This window comes from Roseomonas haemaphysalidis (assembly GCF_017355405.1).
GTDB lineage: Bacteria > Pseudomonadota > Alphaproteobacteria > Acetobacterales > Acetobacteraceae > Pseudoroseomonas > Pseudoroseomonas haemaphysalidis.
Genome location: NZ_CP061181.1, coordinates 45,017 through 64,273, shown reverse-complemented (window position 1 = coordinate 64,273; position 19,257 = coordinate 45,017). Strand labels below are relative to the sequence as shown.

Here is a 19,257-nt window from a genome sequence, read left to right as displayed (position 1 = left end):
CGCTGCCACGCAGCCGCCCCTGCACACGGCCCAGAGCGCCGGGCAGCACCCAACCCTTGAACGGGGCACCATTGCGCAGCGCACCGGGCTTGCGCGCCAGCACCGGCACGTAATGCCAGGGATCGTAGACGATCTGCTCGCGGCCAAAGCAGCGCGGATGCTCGCCGACCACCTGTCCGTCCTGGCGGATCAGGATCCGCTCGGCATAGGCATGCACCTCGACCGGCCGCCCGACCGCCTGCGCCATCACCGAGTAGCGGTTCTTGTCATAGGCCACGAGGCAGGTTTTGGAGACAGCTGAGGTGCGGGCGTTGAACCCGTCGAACGTCCCGACATAGGGCACCAGGGCCGGACGCTCCTGCTCGAACATCTCCCACACCGGGCAGTCGCGGCGCTCGGGATGCGGGTGCTGCGGGCGTAAAGCACGCATTGCTCGAGTAGCCAGCCATTCATGTCATGCAGCGAGGCGAACTTCAGGCGTGGTTTAAAGAACCGGTTTCGCACCAGGCCGACCTGGTTCTCCACCTGACCTTTCTCCCAGCCCGAGGCCGGTGTGCAGGCCGTTGGCTCGACCAGGTAGTGGCTGCACATCTGCAGGAACCGGCGATTGAACTGTCGCTCGCGCCCAACCCCGACGACGTCGACGGCTGTACGCATGTTGTCATAGATGCCGCGCTGACAGGTGCCGCGGAAAAACGCGAACGCCTTGTCATGCGCATCGAACACCATCTCCTGGCTTTCGCGCGGATAGGCACGCACGAACAGCATCCGGCTGTGACACAGCCGCATCTGCGCCACCCGCACCGCGACCGTGGCGCCATGCAGCACCACGACCTCCTGCGACCAGTCGAACTGGTACGCCTCGCCAGGCTCAAAGCTCAGCGGGATATAGGCGTCTGAGGTGGCCGTGCCACGCTGCCGCTGTCGCGCCCGGGCGTAGCGGCGCACGGTATCGTAGCCACCGGTGAACCCCTGCTGCTGCAGGTCCTCAAACACGCGGATCAGATCGAGCCGCTCGCGACTGGGCAGCCGCTCATTGGCGCTGAGCCGCTGTTCCAGCAACTGCGTCCAGGCTCCGAGCTTGGGCCGCGGCTGCACCTGACGCTCGTAGGTGAAGGCTGTCTCGCCCGAGCGCAGCACCCGCCGCACCGTGTTGCGCGCCAGACCCAGCTCGCGCGTGATCTGCTTGATCGACTTGCCGTCCACGAAATGCGCCCGACGCACCCGGGCCATCATGTCCACCGTCAGCATCCCCCCGCTCCCCCTCTGAGGAGGGGCAGCATCTCAAATTTGGGGGGTCAGTTTTGAACGCCGATCACCCCGCCAGAGGGGTCAATCTTCCACGCCGATCCACATTGAAGGCCCTACGTACCAATCGGCGTCCAAATTTTCCACGCCGATCACAGACTGTCCCATCACACGCAACGTCGCCATGGGACAGAAAGCCGCGTCAGGCTTCCACCAGCCACAATGGGATCGTAATCGCTCTACACTCAGCCATGTTCATTTTTATCTTCAACGGGAGAGCGGTCGTGGCCAGATGTGGATGGCTTGGCTGAGCAGATGATCACCGCGGTCGAGGATGGCACCCTCATCCCATAACTCACAGCTCCCCAGAGTCGCGTTCAGCCGCATCATCCCGTGCTGGCGCAGGGCTGCCCGCTTGCACTCGGCGTCCCCGGTGTTCCAGGGGGCATTACTGAGCTTTTCGTTCAATTTACGCTTCACCAGCGTCAGGTTGCCGATGGTGTGCAGGATCTCGTCGCGCCGCTCCGCCGCCCCGCCATCGGCGCCCGCCGGCAGTGGCCACCACGGCTTCCACTGTCGCGGCAGGATGTGCTCGATGGTCAGGGTCCGTGGCACCGCGACAGGATCGGTGAGCTCGGGATCGCGTAGCGACATCTCCAGGGCGCGCAAGATCATGTTCAGGCGGCCGCGCTTGAGGGTGCGGTACAGCGGGTAGGTCCGCCAGGCGTGGCCGAACTCCTCATCGTCGGGCCAGCGGGTGCTGTCCGAGCGCTCCTGCGCCAAGATCGTCCTAACCGCGTCCGAGGCGCATCCGGCCTTCGCCACGCCGTTCATGACATCGACGAAGAAGAGACCATACATCCCGGTGTTGAGCCCGCAGACCATGCGGCGGACCAGGAAGCTCTCCAGCCAGATGGCGGCCTGCGCGACGTCGGCGCGATCACGCTTCGGATCCGTCAGCAGCACCATCAGGACCGGCAGAGCAGTCGAGAAGTCCATGGCGCGGATGCGGGCAGCGGCGATGAGGGCACGGTCAGCGTCATCCTCCTCCGCCAGGAAGATCCGGCGTGCCGTCAGCGACAGGGTACTGATCCGCTCGAGATGTTCCGTAGCGGTGGTCCCACCCTGTGTTGCCGCGAGATAAGCGGCGAAGGAGTCGTAGACCTGCGTCATCGGGATCGACTGGCTGGTCAGAACTGTGAGCGCCTGCTGCAGGAAGAAGTCGAGGCGCGGCCGGGCGGTGTAGCCGGCGCCGACATTCTGCTGCCAGATCCTATCGTCGTCGAAATGGCGCCAGTGCTTCTCATAGAGCGCCGCGACGGGCGCGCCCTCCTCCTGCGCGCGGCGCATCAGCAGGTTCTTGACGAGGTCGCCCGGGGTGAGCGGCGTACCTCGCGCGTTGAGCGTCTCGAAGATGACCTGCGCCTGATCGTCCTCCGCAAGATTCAGCACGATGAGCCAGAGATGCTGCCGCAAGGACCGCGCCAGGGCGTCCGCCCGGCGGGCGCGGATCTCCGGATAATCGCCCGTGGCGACGATCCATGCCTCCGCCTTGCCGCGGAAGAAGCGATAGGCGGCGAAGAACCGGTCTTCGGCGTTCACGCCCCGTCGCGCCAGGCCGTCCATGACCTCGCGGAAGGCCGGACGATCCACGTTGGTCGGCCAGACCTTGTAGGATCCTTCCACATCGGTCTTGATAGCGAAAGGGTGGCGCAGCAGGGTGGCGAAGGGCAGCGCCGTGTCCGCCGTCACCAGGTCGGCCTCGAGTGCGTCGGCGACCGCCTTGAGCAACACCTGCAGTGTGGTCAGGCGCTGTTGCCCATCGATGACCTCGCGGCGGGGTACCTGGGCAACGCCATTCGGGCGTTGCTGCACGACGATCGATCCAAGGAAGTGGCGGCGCGGTGCGCGTGCCGCGGCGAGGGTTTCCTCGGTCACCCGGGTGATATCATCCCAGAGCAATTCCCAGCGGTCCTCGTCCCAGACATAAGGGCGCTGGAACAGCGGGACAGCGAAGACGTTCTCACGGGAGAACAGATCGCCCACGTTGATGTATTCAGGCTGCATGGAGGGTCTCCATTGATCAGGCCAGTCCTAGTAGGCCTTGATAGCTAGCTGTAAATTGCTATTTCAAAACGAAATGCGGCGCGCGATGTCTCAGCCAGGCCACGCTGGGATATTCATTGCATGGAGGCGCTGCGCGCCTGGATGCAAGACGCTGGGACCCTCAGGGGCGCCGCGGGCACACGACGCGTTGACAACGCGCCGCGACGATCCGGATCAGACGGCCTCCGCCCGCATCTCCGCGAGTTGCTGGTCAATCTCAGCTTTGCTGACCGCCACCCAGGCGCCGCGTGCCCGTACGATGCCCCAATTGCCGACACTGTTGCGGCGGCGCCAGCGGGCCACTTCCATTTTTGTCAGGGCCCGCAACGCCTCGTAGAAATCCTTGTGCTGCTGCTCCGCGCCCTTGGCGCCGATGGTGACACTGAGGCCAGTGCCTCCGCGCGCGGAGCGGACGACGTGCTGGGGCAGGAAAGGTGTGCCCTCCACGTCCTGCGGCACTCGGATCATGCCCGTGTCGTCGGGCTCGGCCGCCGCATCGGGATCGAAGGGCCACTGGGCATCCTTAAGAATTTTCCAGCGGGATGGGTAGAACTCCCGGCGACGAGCGAGCCAAGCCCTGGCCTCTTCCACAGTGACTTCGGCAGACGCGTCGGGATGCAGTTCCCCGATGCTGATCGCGTTCCGGATGGCAGCGGGGGTTACGCCTGACAGCAGTCGCAGGCCTTCCAGCGACACGGGCTTCCCAAAGTCGAGCGCGGCGCGAGCGGCTACTCCTTTCCAGATGTAAAGATGGCTGTCTCCGACGAGGCTCGATGCGCATGAGAGGGCGATCTCTCCACGCGCCATGAGGGACTGAACCCGGTCCTCTCGCGCCTTCAGGGAAACCCGCTCCTCCAGGAAGCTATCGGTCGAAAGGCCCTGGCCAGCGTACTCAGCGCCGTCCCGCCAGATCTTTGTCAACTCGATGGTATCGATTGACTTGCCGAACTGCTCTTCAAGGAAATCGCGCCATCCAACCCGATCGAACACCTCAAGAAGCTGCTGCTTGTGGTCTTCGTTCCAGGCGTCACTCAGCAATGCGCGCAGCGCAGCATGGGTCGCTGCCTCGCCAAAAACAAGTGAGAGCGCTTCACCGAGGCGGATCAAGCCCTGCTCCAGGCTCATGGCGACCTCTTCATGGAGAAGGCCAAATCCATGATTGTCGCGGGGAAAGGGCGGGGAGGATTCAGAGGTCATAATGATTTTTCCTGTTTCGATGCCCTTTTATCTATAGGGAGCTGGATCGGACATGGCAATGGCGAAAAAAACTTTCTTTGATTTTTTTGCCTCGTCATTATTTACCGGAGCTCAGGCGGCGTGGACAAAGGCGGTTCACGCCCTGACCCTGAGACGAGTTATGGCTGCCTTCTGGACGGAGGCGCCGTTGCTGCAAGGTTTGCTGACGGACGGAGAATGGGCGCTTTCCAAGCTCCTAGTGGTCGAGACTGGCCCCCTCCGCGCCCCCCCCTGTCGGTGCTGGACCACCGTATCGGGCCGTTGCACGTCATCAGTCTGATCCGCCGCCGGACGTCGCCATCCCGCCACGTGCGTTGGCGGCGCTGAGCACGGAAGGCCTTGAGCGCAGAGCCAAACGCGATCTCCACACCCGGCTCATTGTCGAAAAGGCCTGTGTGGGCTCGCATCACGATACCGGCGCGGTAGCCGAGCGTGGCAGTCACGATGACCTGCTGCGTCGCCATGGGCTCTACGCCTCCCTGTGGTACGCGCAGAGCGAGGGAGAGGCGACCGCAGCGACCGGTCTTGACGGGGCCGTTGGAGGTTAAACCGCCCCTGGCAGCCATGGGCGTTCACAGCGCAGTGGCAAGGGAGGCTATGCCGCTGATTGCCCTTCCTAGGAATTTCTGACAAGCAGTTAAGTACGATAACTTCCCAATCGCGCGCTTAGCAGATTGTCGATCAGCGAGTGCCTCAATCCGGCTGCTGTCGGCCCAAAAATGACTCTGGCCATGCTCCTAACGATGCGCCGACTTCCCCAAAAAAAGGATCAAGTTTTGGGAACCTTTCGTCATGCCAGGAGCATGAGGATGCAGCTTTGCTCTACCCATGAACGGCGTTGAGCGGAGTAGCACAACGGAGTGGCCTACATCGTTTATCTCTCTATGATTGGAGGGCTTCGACTTCGTAGTTCTTCGCCCAGGCGTTCAGCTCACCTGGAAATATATCATGAACGAGAAAGAAACGGTCCCAAAACGGCGTTTCGCGCAGCTTCTCACAGAAGAGCTGGTAGCTGTGATGATCCTTTGACTCGATCATCCAGATATCGCTGATCTTGGCCGTGTAGAACTCAACGTCGTACCACTTGAGCCGGACCCGTCCCTTGAACTCATCGAGGATGGGCTGGAAGGTCTCGCGGGCGTGCTCCAGTCGGGTTTCGAACGTAAAACTCAGCCATTCCGACGAGGTCTTGACCATGAAGAACGTCGTAAGGGCGGCTTCGAACTGGGTGGGTTGGGTATCCATGATGCGTCCTTGCTTCATTGATTTGTGCCCAGGAAGATGCGAGCATACGCTCACCTTAGCTACTCGCATTGGCTCCCGTGACCGCACAGCCCCAAGACCAGCGCACCCGCCCACGCAAACAGCCAAGGCAGGCGCGCGCGCAGCACACCGTGAACGCGATCATCGAAGCCTCTGCTCGCATTTTAGAGGAGCAGGGGCATGGTGGTTTCACTACGAACGCGGTGGCTGAACTGGCCGGCGCCAGCATCGGCACGCTCTACCAGTATTTTCCCGACAAGGATGCGCTGCTCGGCGCGCTGATCGCCCGCGAAACATCCCGCCTTGTCGAGGAAGTCGAGGCTGCGAGCATGGTAGCTACAGGACGGGGGGCTCTCGATGGTGTCATCGAAGCCGCTGTTCGACACCAGGTGCGTCGCCCTCGCCTGGCACGGTTGCTTGATTTCGAGGAAGCGCGCTTACCGCTCGATGCTGACACGCAGCTTGTAAGGGCGAAGATCGTGACGCTCTTGGCAGACGTTCTCAGCCGGCCGGACCTTCCTCGACAGTCCAACATGCCGTCCGCCACAGGCGACGTTCTGGCGATCATTCGAGGAATGCTCGATGCCGCTGGCGAACGGGGCGAGGAGGGACAAGCGCCGCTCATAGTGCGGGTTCGTCGCGCCGTGCTTGGATATCTGTCGATGCCCGACAGCGTCGAGGCTTGACGGCTATTCATCAAACCCAAGAATGCGCGCTGATTCAGCGTTCCCGACTAGAAAGGCCTAGCGGGAAGCTGACTTCCTAGGCAGGACAGATGAACAAGAGCAGGTGCTGCTTTCCCGAAATCTGTTCCCAGGTCGCCTTTCCTAAAATTGTCTCGCCGAGATGGGGAAACGGCTCAGGGGCGGGTGCAAGCCTCGCTCCGCGTAGGAGCTACGACCACTCTTTACCCTTTTCAGACCCCGACAGTAGGTTTTCAGGCCCGATAATGGGAAGTTTCCGCGACCTGGCGGACGTCCTGCGATCTATGTCGAACTCATAGGTCACCACGCGCGCTGCTGGTTCGTGAGCCACCCCTGTGAAGTTATCGTGCGCTGCCGGGCCGTGCTGCCCGGCAGAACCAGCCTGCCAGGCAGCGAGTGGCCCGAACAATCCCCGCTCGGGGCCGCTATCGGCGACATGCGTGCCCGCATGCCGACTAAGTAAGTGCAGGCTTTTTTCGCTTCCGGCAATGACCCCCGACCCACATGCTGCCACCACTGGATCGGAGCGCCTCACTCATGAGCACTGCAGGATGCCCATAGAGCCATCGGCCCCACCGGCGGTGGAGGTGGCAGCGCTCATTGAGATGACGCCTATGATGGCCGAGCCGGCGTCGCTGATCACGAGAAAGAAGCTCATGAGACGAAGAGCGGACGGAAGCGGCATGCCCGATGTCCACAATATCTTTTCAACTGCTGCCCCCTCTACTCACAGGGGAAGCCCCTCACTACCACCGGGCATAGGAGGTGGATAAACGGTCAGATACAGCACCGTGCTGTATCCCAACAGTAGGATGGCCAGCGGCACAACCACCACGACCCAGGCCCACCGTGATCCACGGCGATGGAGGGCTCTCGCTGCAGCCGCGCCTCCAAGCCCTAGAATAGCAGGCGCCAGAAAGAGCAGCCCAACCTCCGGGCCGAGGCCACCTGTATAGCCGCGACCCAGAGCGGCAAGCTCATTTCGGTAGGTGTAAGACAGAAGGCCTTGGGTCGTGACGCCGAGTAGGACCAAGAGACGCACAGCGGTATGGAAGGTCATGGCTTGCTCAAGGCGTCTCTGCCATAATTTTTCTGCAGGCGTAAAATTCTGTCTTTTGGTGCCTCTCACCATCGCCATAAATACGCCTCTCATTGCGAACTGTGACGCTCATGCTGGCTCCGTCATCAATCATTTCTGATGCGGTTTCGTTCGACTTGGACCCCTACTTCACCGCTACAGATACCGATGGCTGCCCTGTGCTCAGCCGGCAACTGATCGAGCGATGCCGGTTCATGTTCGGTAACCAGTTCTATTGGATGATTGTGAGTCGGCCGTCGCACAGCGGCCTGGGTATTCAACTGACCATCCCAGCCTTGTCGACTGAAGCTTACCTGAAGCTGTTCCAGTTCGAGACGCGAGAACTCTTAGCGCGGCCCTGGCGCTCAAATTCAGACGAACAATAGCTCGGCCTCAGCCAATGATTCATATCATCAGCCGCACAGATCACGTCTTTTTGTGAGAACGATTCGATCGCGACCGTGCTCAATTTGTGGCGGCGTAAAAACGGATCGGTGAGAGTCTGGTGATAGGCTTCCGTGATGCAGCGCAGATCGTGGAGAGTTGCTCAGCCGAAGCTGAGCCTGATGTTGCCACCGCGCTGTCGTTGCTGGCCATGGGCTTGCGTTGGCGCTCAGGTTTTCCAGATGGCAACGAACATCCGGCCGACATGACTGCGGGATACGGCTTCATGTTTCCCGCTCTGCGTCCGACCTTGCTGGATCTTGCCGACCGGATGCGCGCTTTCCCGGATTAGCAAGCAACTATGCTTGTGCCTTTGTGCACCGCTGGGGCACCACTCTCATCGAACAAATGCCAACAGTGTCGTCGTGCCGGTCTCATCTGTGATCGATGCATGGGACAAGCTGCCTCGCCCCCCAGCCCGCCGACACGGCCAGATAGCGGCCGCTTGCAGTGCATCCGTGCCAGCGGCGGGGGGCGACAGAGCCGGCACTGGTGCCACGCATCATGATACGCGCCCTCGATTTGAACATGCGAGCATTCTGGCCGCCACGGTGACGGCTTTTCCTTATGCATGACAGTTGGGTGTGCTGTTCCCACTGTGGGCCTCGGTCTCATCGCCCTCCTGCGCGCCGCCTGGACGCTTAATGTCCAGGCGGCGGCAGCCCCTCGCTGTCCCCCCGGACGCCGATGGGCGACGGCCCCCACAACCGTCACGAGAGCCTCGATAAGATTTTCATTGAGCGCAAATCACGTGGTCGCGCTTAAGGCTTGTTCGCTTTTCGTTCTTGGTTATAGGATCGGCTTCGTACATGGAGTCCCCCGCCATGGCCAAGCCCGTCCGCCGTCAGCCCCCGCTGCCGCCCAGCCCCCGCCCACCTGCCGATCCCGCCAAGGAAGCCCTGCAGCGCATCTCCGGCCTCATTGCCCGCGGCTTCGACGCCGGCCGCCTGACACGCGAGGCCGCCGACGTGCTCAGCGGCTGGGCCACCACCATGAAGGCGGATGACCTGCGCGAACTGCTGGACGAGGTGCATGGCCAGCTCGCCGAGGGCGTCGAGGCAGCCGAAGATATGGGCAGCGAGATCGAGCCCGGCGATGCCGCCAGCGCCAAGCTGCACCAGCGCAGTCTCGGCGCCCTGATGGCGGCGCGTGACGCCTTCGGCCAAGCGGTCCTGCGGCTGTGACCGCGCCCTTCGATGCCGCACAGGCTGAAGCGGTGCGGCAGCAGGTTGAGGCGGCCTTTCTGCCGCATCGCTGCTGGGTGACGCTCACCGAGGACGGGCAACTCGACTTCGAGGTGATGACCCTGATGGGCGATCCGGTGGTGGCGCTGTCCCGCGCCCCGCTCGGCCCGCTCGATGCCCTGCCCGAACTCCTGGCCCAGGCGAAGGCCGTGGGTCGCGGGATCGGGCACAGCTTCAGCACACCCTGATCCCGCTTGAGCGCGCAGCATGACCCCGCCGCGTCATCCCGACCTCCCTCCGGAGGGCGCCTACACCGGCGCCGAGACCACCGGCTTCGTGTCCCCCGCCGGCGACCACTTGGAGGGGCCGATCGACCTGTCCGACGTGCTCGATCTGCGCCGGCCCAACCGCTACCCGGTGCGCGTGCTGGGCGAAGCCCTGGCCCGGCGGGGCATCCTGCCCGGCGACGTGCTGATCGTCGACGCCGCGGCCGAGCCGCGCTCCGGCGTGGTGGCCATCATCATGATCGGCGGCGAGGTGCTGCTGGGCCAACTGCGCTGGCGCGCCGGCCAATGGTGGCTGCGTTCCGGCCAAGCCGACCGCGATCCATTGTTGCTGGGCGAGGAGGCCGAAATCTGGGCTGTGGTGGCCAGCCTGGTGCGCGAGCGGGTGTGAGATGCCCGCCGTCTATGGCCTGATCGACGGCAACAGCTTCTACTGCTCCGCCGAGCGCGCCTTCGCCCCGACCCTCCGAACGCAGCCCGTGGTGGTGCTGTCCAACAACGACGGCTGCGCCATCGCCCGCACCCCCGAGGCGAAGGCGCTCGGCATCAAAATGGGCGACGCCTGGCATCTGGTGCGTGACCGGCGCGACCTGCGCGGGGTGCAGTGGCTGTCGAGCAACTACAGCCTGTACGGCGACATGAGCCGGCGGGTGTACGACGTGCTGGTGTCCCGCGTCCCCCGGGTCGAGCCCTACAGCATCGATGAGATGTTCCTGGACCTCGACCTGCCGGGCGACCTCACGGTGTTCTGCGCGGCACTGCGGCGGGAGGTGCGGCAGGTCGCGAAGATCCCCACCTGCGTCGGCTGGGGCCCGACCAAGACCATCGCCAAGCTGGCCAATGGCATCGCCAAAGACCACGCAGAACTAGGCGGGCTGTGCGACCTCACCGATCCAGAGGTGCGCACCGACTGGTACCGCCGGCTGCCGGTGGACGAGGTCTGGGGCATCGGCCGGCGCACCACCGAGAAGCTGAAGGCCAGCGGCATCGAGACCATCGCCGACTTCATCGCACTGGATGCTCGGGCGGTGCGCGACGGCCTGACGGTGGTGGGCGCCCGGGTGCAGATGGAACTACGCGGCGTGTCCTGCCTGCCGCTGCAGCTGCTGGCGGCCACCCGCAAGGGGCTGGCCTGTACGCGCTCCTTCAGCCGGCCGGTGACCACCTGGGCTGACATGCGCGAGGCGGCCGCGGCCTACGCGGCCCGGGCAGCGGAGAAGCTGCGGGCCGACGGGCTGGAAGCCTGCCACCTGTCGGTGTTCCTGCACACCAACCCGCATGAGCAGGGACGACAGTATAGCGCCAGCCGCGCCTGCCGCATGGAGCCGACCAGCGACACGCGCTCGCTGATCAGCGAGACGGTGCGGCTGCTGGAGCCGCTATGGCGGGACGGGTTCCGCTATGCCAAGGCGGGGGTGGTCCTCAACGACCTGGTGCCTGCGGGCGAGCAGCAGCGGCTGTTCGCCACGCGCAGCCCTCAGGCTTTGGCCAAGACCATGGGGGTGATGGATGCGATCAACGCCCGCTACGGGCGGGGGACGCTCAGGGTGGCGGCGACGGGCTTCACACGGAACTGGGCGACCCGGGCGCAGCGGCTGTCACCGCGCTACACCACGCGGCTGGAGGATATCCTGCGGGTGCTGGCCTACTGATCACACTGCCACTGAGGCCAGACCACCAGCAGGCAACGCGATGAGGAGTGCCGGAGGAAGGCATTTGACGCGTTTGCCATTGCCTTGGCGGCAAAGTTGCCAGCACACAGCAAGCATTAGGCGTACGATAACGTAACAGTTAATATTCTTTACACCTTCGCTGGCTGCAGAAAGTCCACTCACCATAACGCGGTGAAAACGAACCATTTATTGCTCAGGCATAGCTTTTGCACCTCTCACTGGATTCCGGGAGGGGATACACATGAAGTCGATTTTTGCTGCTGCTGGCCTGATGGCCGCAATCGCTGGCGCGCCGCTCGCTTCGGCCCAGGCCAACGTCATCTATACCTTCACGGGCACGACACAGGGCGCGCCCTCGCCCACGCTGACGGTGCTGGTGGAACTTTACAACGAGGTGGGCGAGAGCTTCAGCCTGAGCGGCGGGCCGAGCGCAGGCAGCGCGGCGGCGAACAACCTGCCTGGCACCAATCCGGGCCTGTCCACTGATCGCTTCATTGGCATCTCGGTTGGTGGCCGTGGGTCGGGCGAGTCCGTGTCGCCCTACTTCCTGCGTGGGGTCATCAACATGAACCTGCAGGTGGACAGCGCGGGCCAGGTGCTGTCGTCCAGCTTCTTCTACCTGGGTGACAGCTTCTCGACCAACTTCAGCGGCACAGGAGCTTCGGCCAGCGGTTTTGTGTCTCAGGACGAGACCCCGTGCCGTCTGGCTGATCAGAACTGCACGGTGACCGGCACCTGGGCCCTGACGGCAGTGCCGGAACCCATGTCGATCGCGCTGTTCGGTGCTGGCCTCGCCGGCCTGGCGATGGTCCGCCGCCGCAAGGCCTGAAGACAAGCTTGGAGTGCATGGCGGGCGATTCCGCTGTGTGCTCTACGGCGCTCAGTTCTGCCGCTGCTGGCGCCGCCATGCCCAGGGCGGCACCTGATCGCGCTCTGGCAGCGACCACAGCCCACACCGCGCGGCCCGGGCCTCGGCTTCCAACGGCAGCAACGAGCGATCGCGCAGGTATTGCCGGTATACCCAAGCATGGCCGCCGCGGACCAACTCGGCGTTCACGTCTACGCCGTTGACATAGACCCGGCCCACGGTGCGGCCGTAGCGATCGACGTCCATCACCACCACGCGGGCGTCCTGGCGGGCGGCCAGGGCACCCAGGGCCTGGCGGGCACGGGTGCCCCAGGGCTGCCGGGCTTCCGGCGTGTCGATCTCGGCCAGCCGCACCTTTACCTGCCGGCGATCCACCAGCAGAGTCAGGGTGTCGCCATCCGCGATGGCCACCACGCGGCCGCGCAGCTCCTCCGCCAGGGTCGGCGTGGAGGTCAGCAGACAGAGGACGAGGGCGGCACGGGAGAGGAAAGACATGGGACGCTCTGTACAACAGAGGTCCCCAAGCCGAAACGTAACGCCACTCTGCTGAAGCACGCCGATCCCAGCAACCAGCGCATCAGCACCAAGCCACGCTGGGCTCGCTGTTCAATCGCTTTGCAGCGACAGGCGGAGGCCCATCTGCGTCAGGTAACGGCTGCTGTCGCGCAGGCCCTGCAGCCGGGTCGCCCGGATGTGGTCGAGCGGCGCCGCACCCTGGAATGGCGCCGGACGCAGTGGTTTGGCCAGCCACGTCGCGGGATCGAGGCTGAGCTGGGCCAGTGCGCGTCGATGGCGAGCATGGCGGAGATCACCTCGGCCTCCTGGTCGCTCAGCTTGAAGCGAGGCCGGGTGCCTTTCTGCGTCAGCCCCCCGGCATGGCCGATCAGCTGCAGCGCCTCGAGGTCGGACAGCGGCCAGCGATCGACCAGCGCCCAGAAGCGGTTGGAGGTCAGTCCCGCTGAAGCGGGGTGGGGGGCCGGCTCCGGCGCATGCGCCGCAGCGACCTTGGGTGGCGAGGCTGCCGACGCGGTTCGCTTGCGGCGTGCCTCGGCTGCTCTAGCACGGCGCGCATTCTGCGCCGGCGCGGGAGGGGGTGTCGCGTCGACGGCAGGCCGCAGCGGGTCGGTGGTTGCCGCGGGGCCAGCCCCGTCCAGATCGACGCCAAAATGCGCTACAGCGCGCTGCAGCGCCTCGGCCAGGGTGTCGAGCGGCTCGCGCAAGGAGGCGGCGGAGGGTGGGTCAGGCAGAAACCCCTCCGGCTCCAGGGTGAACGGGGTGTCGTAGAACTTGTCGAGCTGTCGCAGCGCCGGCTTCAGCGGATTGCGGCGGTCGATGCGGCGGAGGTCGGGCGGCCTGATGTCACCCTGCTCGGATGCCACCACGGCCTCGGTCAGGCGAGAGTTGCCACTGTGCATAAGGCTGGCGGCGTTGCGGGTGCCGCCCGCCCCGGCTAGCGTGCGGGCATCCCGCGCATCGGCATTGGCCAGTCGCAACAGGCTGGCGATGGCCTGCCTTAGATCTGTCCGCGCAGCCGTGCGCGCTGTCATACGCCGGGGTGGCCGGGTGGTTCGGCCGGCGCCACTGCCAAGCCGAGCTCCTGGTGGACATGCGCGAACTGCGCCGGGTCCAGGTCGCGGCGCCGGGCGGCCAGCCAGCGCAGCGCGGTCAGGCCGGCTTCGGTAAAATGCGCCCGGGCCATGCGGGTGGACCCGGCGGTGATCGTCATCAGCCCGCGCTCCACCATGCCGTGCAGCGCCGCCGGCACCTTGGGCTGTCCCGCCAGCGGCCCGGTGCGCCAAACCCGCAGGTGCAGGCCGTCCACCAGCCGGGGCGGGCTGCCGAACCGCACGCAGAGTTTGCGGCGCAGCAGGTCGCGCTCGGCGGCGGTGAGCACCTCGAATGCGGGGGTGGAAGGCGCGAATGAGTCATACGATCACCAAGTCCTGCACCGGATCGTCGTATGCTCCGGGAATGACCGCCATTCGTCGCGCGACCTAAAGCGGAAGCCGGGCGAAGGTCACTGCCCGCCCTCGTTCACGCTCTGATCTCCGGGCGCTAGGGTAACAGGAGTATGGATCGGCGCCGGAGATTGGACACCGGTTGACAGTCAGGAGCCCCGTTTCAAAAAATTTCAGACACTTAAAATCTTGTGCAACCGGCTTGAACGTGCACATGTGCGCTTGGAGTCTGATTTATGCCGCCTTCTACGCATCCCAGTTCGCCGGCCTTTTTGTCCGTCCGTTTACCTCCCGTCACCCGTGACCGGTTGAAGGCGGCGGCCGCTTCTCGTGGCCAAACGATTCAGGGCTTGGTCGGCACCCTGGTTGAGCGCTTCCTGAATGAGGAGGCTGGCGCCGCTCCTGCTTTGGCTCCTGTTCTGGGTCAGCTGCGCCGCCACACGGACAGCCTGCGAGGTCGCGGCATTGCCACGCTCTCCGTATTCGGTTCCGTCGCACGTGGTGACGCTCAGCCAAACAGTGACATCGATCTGCTGGCCGATCTTGATCCAACGATGTCTTTGTCGCTCGTCGGACTGGCCTCGCTGCGCGCGGAACTCTCTGACCTTCTGGGAGCTCCGGTCGACTTGGTGGAGCGGCAGGCGCTTCGTCCGACCGTACGGCAGGCGGCCGAGCAGGAAGCTGTCAGAGCGTGGTGAGGGCGAGCCGGCGTGGCGTACAGGAACGGCTGAAGGATATCCGTGCCGCTGCCGAGGATGCGCTCGCTTTTGCAGGCGGGCTGGATGAGGCGGGCTTCGCGGCCCTGGCCCAGACGGATCGACGCACTTACCGGGCCCTGAAAAATGCCCTGTCCGAGATCGGCGAGGCAGTGAAGCTGCTGCCACCCGATTTGTTGGCGCGCCATCCCGGTATCGACTGGCGCGGCTGGGCCGGGCTACGCGACATGGTTTCGCATCAGTACTTCAGCCTGGAGTTACCCCGGCTGCGACCGGCCGTGGTCGACGAGATGCCGGCCCTGCTGGCGGTGGTGCGAGCGGAACTGGGCGAGGCCGCGTGTGAACTTTAGCGGCTGCGCGATCGCGACGATGATCTGATGACCTGGCCCTGTGGTCTAGGGACAGGTTTGACCAGCAGCCTGCGGTGCAGGGGTTGCGAACTCGTGAGCGGCTGCAACAAGCAATCCAAGCGGCATTCCACACCTTGCGCCGATACATCGCGGCCCAGGACGCCCTGCTGTCAGATGGACCAGCCTGACCACCCGCTATGGATCAGTTCCTAACTAATAGGCCAACGGCTCAATCAAAAAAATAAAATAAGATAGAAAAATCAGAGTTTTAAGAAAGGAAAACAATCCCACAAGTTGCGCATTCTGGTAGAGGTTTTGTTACCTGCACGCCGTAGGCTAGCTGTAGAGGCTTCACTTTTTGGGGCTGCGACCTCTGCTAGCAAGCTTGCCTCGCAAGATCTTGGATTGTTTGCTCTCCTGTGCCATCCCTGCCAAAAGCTCATCGTTGCCCGTCAATTTAGATCGGATGACGTCCTCACACTTCCTCGGTTCAGGCCTCACAGAAGTAGTGGGACGCTGTTGGAAGTTAGGAGCAAACTGCCTGCCTCGGCGTTGCTCCGCGATAGGCACCGGCTGAGGTTCGCTTGAGATCACCGACCCCGTTGCTATCGAGGTGGGTCTTACTTGCTTGGAGGTGCCTTTCATTTTCATTCCAGGTGTGGGCGCCCGCCCTTGCCATATCCGGAGTGATGCGCGCTGTGCCTTGAGGGGCCCGCGCCGCGGCCCATGCTCATACCCCGGATAAAGCCGACGTATATCGATCTGTCCCGTGCGGCATTGCGCGCTCAGCACTGAAGGAGCGGCCTCTTTTGTTTCTGCGCATCGCGTTTGACGACCACGTGGTGAAAGGGAATGGGTACAGCCGACGTAGTGGACACCCAAACCTGCCGGCGGCGCTCCCGGGTTCTGGTACCCATGGTGCATGACATGTTCGAGCCGGTGACCGTTTAATCCCGCCTGGGCAGGTAGCCGCATATGAGGTTTTGTGCCCTTGGTCACATAGTGGAACCAACGCCACTGACCATAAAGCGCATCATGATCCGGTCGACGTACCCGTTTTGCCAATACCTCTGCTGGTAAGCCATGCCGGAGGCCTGCGGCGCGGGCCACGGCCATCGGAAGAAACTCCTTGAAGCTCGCTGCCAAATCCGGCGGAACGTGTATCAGGAGGTGCGTATGGAATTTCTCTCCAGCCGGATGGGGGTTCTCATGGACCCAGACGAAATGCGAACCCGGACCATCAATGCCATGACGCCAGCGTCCTTTCTTTTGAAGTCCGAACCAGCGAGCCAGATCTCTGCGAAAGCGCTCGAAAGCCTTCTCTTGCGCCGTTAGGTCAAGTCCGTATGGTTTCAGGAGAAACCAAGCCACTGTCACGGTCGCGTTCATGACGAGCCCTTGTCGGTAGGCGAAGTACAGTGCGTCGTGTAGTCGCTTGAAGTCTTTCCAGCCCAAGAATGCTGCGGGTAACGGGGCTTTTAGGAAGTCATTCGTTAGCAGCCGTTGCCTTACCGGGCCGTGCCGACCGCCATAATAAAAATCCTTGGGTTTCGGCAGATGCTGTACGTAGATCTCGGGCCGACTGCTCTGCTCCATGGCTTCATCTTGCCATGGAGTTGGAGTCATCGCCCGGAGAAGCCCTCCTTGGGGTCCGAGGCCCGGCAGGATACGCGTAGGTCTTGCTGGCTCGCCCCATCCGCTCGCCCTGAGTTCCCAAGCTCGATGGTCCCCTGCCGTCCTGATCTTGTTTCGATCCTCAGCATCCTGAGGAAGACCCTCAATGTCAGACGGTGGCCGGAAACCTACCTTTATGAGATCCGATATCGTCAATTTCTGGTCGTCAGCATTTTCAGCCACTAACCGAGATGCTCGTCCCTCAGGCCGCTCCTCCGAGCCGCTACTTTGATATAGAGAAGCTTCGTCGAACTCGACATCCTTTTGATCCTGAGCCTCCTCTTCCACAGCTGACATCAGTCTCTCGATGTCCCCTGGTCCCAATATGGCTTCAAGATCAATAGGCGATTTACCTCCCTCCGCGGCCTCGCCATCGCTTTCTAAGCTTTCCAAGCTCTCTGGCCCGAGCATTTCCGTCAGATTGATCGATTGCCTTTTGGCTTCTGTACAAGAAACTTCCAGCAGCGTTGCCTGAAATGCAGATCCGAGGATGTCCGCCCAGTCGATCGGTGCCGCTTCTCCCTCCTCCTCCGAAGCGTGTGCCGAAAGTCCTACCAGTTCTGCGAAGGGAAGATCATTTGCTTCTTGCGTTTCTGTCACGCCGAAAGGCAGAGCTGATGCGTTTCTAGCCTTCCCAACGGCGGCAGTAGTCGTCCGGCGAGCAGCACGCTTCCGGGGAAATGCATGAGGCAGCAATGGCTTGACCCGATACCAGTGAAGCGACGATGCCCTAGGCAGATGTTTGCGCAGCAGCTTCTCGATGCAGATCCAGGTGGTCCCGCCCGGGATATTCTGCCAGTCGCGAAGGCGGCGCAGGCAAGTCATGCCGGATCCGCCGATGACGGCCGGGATGTCCTTCCATGGCTTTCCAGTTTGAAGGACCCAAACGATGCCGGCCAGAGCGATGCGGTCCGATATGCTCGGCCGTCCGCCCTTCGGTTTTACAGGCGCCGGTGGAAGCAGTGCCACCACGTCCTTCCAAAGATTGTCGTTGATATCTGTGTTCACGACAGTTCCTGAAACGTATCCGGCTCGCTCCCTGAACTAGATATCTGAGAGCAAATTTTTGAAGCAGCCGCGTCCAGTCCTTTCAGGATGCTAGGTGAAAGTCGCATGGCGCCTTCAATAGCTTTCCCCAGGTGCATCCCTTCCGGTCCATAACCGATGGTCGCCGCAGCGTTTGCGATGTCAAGCCAGTTGTAAGCTTCGCGCAACCATAAATCTTGCGCACGCCTGGTTTGTTGGAAAACTTCGCCTGATATTTGCCGCTCATTCGTCGACCATATTTGATCTGTCGAAACGATCCATTCGGACGTATCTGGCGTCACCTTCCAGGCGCATAATATTTCAAAATTTTCCCTCACCGCGTTGCAGAAGGCTGCGAGTTCGACCTTGCGCCCGTATCCATCTTTTGCATGATCATCGCGGTATGTGTTTGTCGAGATTCTCGCTCGACCCAGCGTGTCGAATAGGCTTTCGCCAACTGCCAGCTGATCAGCGAAAGAGGTTGTGATTTTGCGCAGGGCATTGCGATGCTGCAGAATGGTTGCATCGGCAATTCGATCATCAGGCGATTGATCATCATCCAGGTGATATCGTGTCACAATGATATCGAGCTTGGACTTCAGAAGACGTAACTCACGGCACCTGAGCTTGAAACTGGGTAGCGGATCTCCCGGAAATGTCTCGATCACCGGCTCAAGGAGATCGGACCCGTCCTTCGCTGACCAATTGCTGCGGCGGGATACCGGCCAAGCGTGGAAGGAGGCTGTCTCGCATGGCGATAGGATTGTTCTGGGGTCGCTGTCTACTTCACCGAGCCACGCCGGCCAGTCGGCGATGTCGACTGCTACGGGCATGCGGGCTTGCTGCCCAAACTCCGACGGTAGATCGTCGGTAGGTACGGTAATCAACGCGAAGGTCTTTAAGATTTCGCCAGACGATCGGCTCGACCCCGTATATAGGCCTGCCAATGCCAGTGCATGCCCATCGGCGCGCCTGAATGCAAAGGGCTGCGTGCGGCTTGGTAATAATGCGTTCAAGTAGAAAGCATCAGCTGGAATCAAGCACCTTTTATATTGAAGAAGTTTTTCCCATCTTGAATCTTCTCTGAAGATGTCCTCCACTTTTATGGCAAGCGGGGGCATCGCATTTTCGGTCTGTCGCCTCGTTTGCTGCAGCACCAACCCCCATGTGTACAGCTTTAAGGAGCGCGTCTGATGTTCCTTATTGAAACCGACTATAGGTGTTTCACGGTCACGCGACAGGTTCCAAGCAGGCTCGAAGCTCGGGGCTTCGCCGGTCGTTGCGAATATCTTTGATAGTGCCTCTGGCATTTTCGAGCAGACGTAGCGGTCGACCATGAAACGATGATTGCATCCTCTGTGCTGGCGGTCAGCCCTTGCCAAACGCTGCATCGGGTATGCAATAGTGAGGGTTCGAGACTGCGCAAATGCAATAACTCAGGCGTG

General features: G+C 62.5%; 17 protein-coding genes and 1 pseudogene. 9 read left to right on the top strand and 9 right to left on the bottom strand.

From position 1 onward, the window contains the following. From istA to IAI59_RS22395, 4 genes and pseudogenes are all read right to left on the bottom strand, one after another. Window positions 1-1,251, bottom strand: a pseudogene (istA, locus tag IAI59_RS22410) (IS21 family transposase); the annotation flags it as partial. A 264-nt stretch (window positions 1,252-1,515) separates the two neighbouring features. Next, complete coding sequence (locus IAI59_RS22405; RefSeq protein ID WP_207419837.1) at window positions 1,516-3,315, bottom strand: DUF262 domain-containing protein; 1,800 nt, start codon at window positions 3,313-3,315, stop codon at window positions 1,516-1,518. Between the two features lie 213 nt (window positions 3,316-3,528). After that, the gene (locus IAI59_RS22400; protein ID WP_207419838.1) at window positions 3,529-4,551 is read right to left on the bottom strand and encodes a hypothetical protein; all 1,023 of its coding nucleotides are present in this window, start codon (window positions 4,549-4,551) and stop codon (window positions 3,529-3,531) included. A gap of 921 nt (window positions 4,552-5,472) precedes the next feature. Then, entirely contained in the window at window positions 5,473-5,835 is a 363-nt protein-coding gene (locus IAI59_RS22395; RefSeq protein WP_207419839.1) for a darcynin family protein, read from the bottom strand. A 149-nt stretch (window positions 5,836-5,984) separates the two neighbouring features. Here IAI59_RS22395 and IAI59_RS22390 point away from each other — a divergent pair, with 149 nt between their 5' ends. From IAI59_RS22390 to IAI59_RS22360, 7 genes are all read left to right on the top strand, one after another. Further along, window positions 5,985-6,539, top strand: a complete 555-nt coding sequence (locus tag IAI59_RS22390) for a TetR/AcrR family transcriptional regulator (protein ID WP_237181261.1) — start codon at window positions 5,985-5,987, stop codon at window positions 6,537-6,539. A gap of 1,601 nt (window positions 6,540-8,140) precedes the next feature. Beyond that, entirely contained in the window at window positions 8,141-8,371 is a 231-nt protein-coding gene (locus tag IAI59_RS22385; protein ID WP_207419841.1) for a hypothetical protein, read from the top strand. Between the two features lie 532 nt (window positions 8,372-8,903). Beyond that, entirely contained in the window at window positions 8,904-9,263 is a 360-nt protein-coding gene (locus tag IAI59_RS22380; protein WP_207419842.1) for a hypothetical protein, read from the top strand. Continuing rightward, window positions 9,260-9,511: a hypothetical protein gene (locus tag IAI59_RS22375; RefSeq protein WP_207419843.1), complete on the top strand. Its 252-nt coding sequence runs from the start codon at window positions 9,260-9,262 to the stop codon at window positions 9,509-9,511. The genes IAI59_RS22380 and IAI59_RS22375 overlap by 4 nt, the downstream gene beginning before the upstream one ends. Before the next feature lie 19 nt (window positions 9,512-9,530). Beyond that, window positions 9,531-9,938 (top strand): LexA family protein, encoded by a 408-nt coding sequence (locus IAI59_RS22370; RefSeq protein WP_207419844.1) that lies wholly within the window; start codon window positions 9,531-9,533, stop codon window positions 9,936-9,938. 1 nt (window position 9,939) lies between these two features. After that, window positions 9,940-11,199 carry a Y-family DNA polymerase gene (locus IAI59_RS22365; protein ID WP_207419845.1) on the top strand — a complete coding sequence of 420 codons (1,260 nt, stop codon included), beginning with the start codon at window positions 9,940-9,942 and terminating at the stop codon, window positions 11,197-11,199. A 262-nt stretch (window positions 11,200-11,461) separates the two neighbouring features. Next, the gene (locus IAI59_RS22360) at window positions 11,462-12,049 is read left to right on the top strand and encodes a PEP-CTERM sorting domain-containing protein (RefSeq protein WP_207419846.1); all 588 of its coding nucleotides are present in this window, start codon (window positions 11,462-11,464) and stop codon (window positions 12,047-12,049) included. 51 nt (window positions 12,050-12,100) lie between these two features. Here IAI59_RS22360 and IAI59_RS22355 read toward each other — a convergent pair whose 3' ends face one another. From IAI59_RS22355 to IAI59_RS22345, 3 genes are all read right to left on the bottom strand, one after another. After that, complete coding sequence (locus IAI59_RS22355) at window positions 12,101-12,583, bottom strand: thermonuclease family protein (protein ID WP_207419847.1); 483 nt, start codon at window positions 12,581-12,583, stop codon at window positions 12,101-12,103. A gap of 149 nt (window positions 12,584-12,732) precedes the next feature. After that, window positions 12,733-13,635: a hypothetical protein gene (locus IAI59_RS22350; protein WP_207419848.1), complete on the bottom strand. Its 903-nt coding sequence runs from the start codon at window positions 13,633-13,635 to the stop codon at window positions 12,733-12,735. Next, window positions 13,632-13,982: a hypothetical protein gene (locus tag IAI59_RS22345; protein WP_207419849.1), complete on the bottom strand. Its 351-nt coding sequence runs from the start codon at window positions 13,980-13,982 to the stop codon at window positions 13,632-13,634. The genes IAI59_RS22350 and IAI59_RS22345 overlap by 4 nt, the downstream gene beginning before the upstream one ends. Window positions 13,983-14,396: 414 nt before the next feature. Between IAI59_RS22345 and IAI59_RS22340 the strand changes: the two genes are divergently transcribed. Then, window positions 14,397-14,744: a nucleotidyltransferase family protein gene (locus tag IAI59_RS22340; protein WP_207419850.1), complete on the top strand. Its 348-nt coding sequence runs from the start codon at window positions 14,397-14,399 to the stop codon at window positions 14,742-14,744. Continuing rightward, a complete protein-coding gene (locus IAI59_RS22335) occupies window positions 14,738-15,112 on the top strand; it encodes a HepT-like ribonuclease domain-containing protein (protein WP_207419851.1) in 375 nt (124 codons plus the stop codon). The genes IAI59_RS22340 and IAI59_RS22335 overlap by 7 nt, the downstream gene beginning before the upstream one ends. A gap of 351 nt (window positions 15,113-15,463) precedes the next feature. Here IAI59_RS22335 and IAI59_RS23505 read toward each other — a convergent pair whose 3' ends face one another. Both IAI59_RS23505 and IAI59_RS22325 read right to left on the bottom strand, forming a co-directional pair. Continuing rightward, window positions 15,464-17,794: a transposase gene (locus IAI59_RS23505; protein WP_207419852.1), complete on the bottom strand. Its 2,331-nt coding sequence runs from the start codon at window positions 17,792-17,794 to the stop codon at window positions 15,464-15,466. Then, window positions 17,791-19,149 (bottom strand): SOS response-associated peptidase, encoded by a 1,359-nt coding sequence (locus IAI59_RS22325; RefSeq protein ID WP_207419853.1) that lies wholly within the window; start codon window positions 19,147-19,149, stop codon window positions 17,791-17,793. The genes IAI59_RS23505 and IAI59_RS22325 overlap by 4 nt, the downstream gene beginning before the upstream one ends. Between the last annotated feature and the right edge of the window lie 108 nt (window positions 19,150-19,257).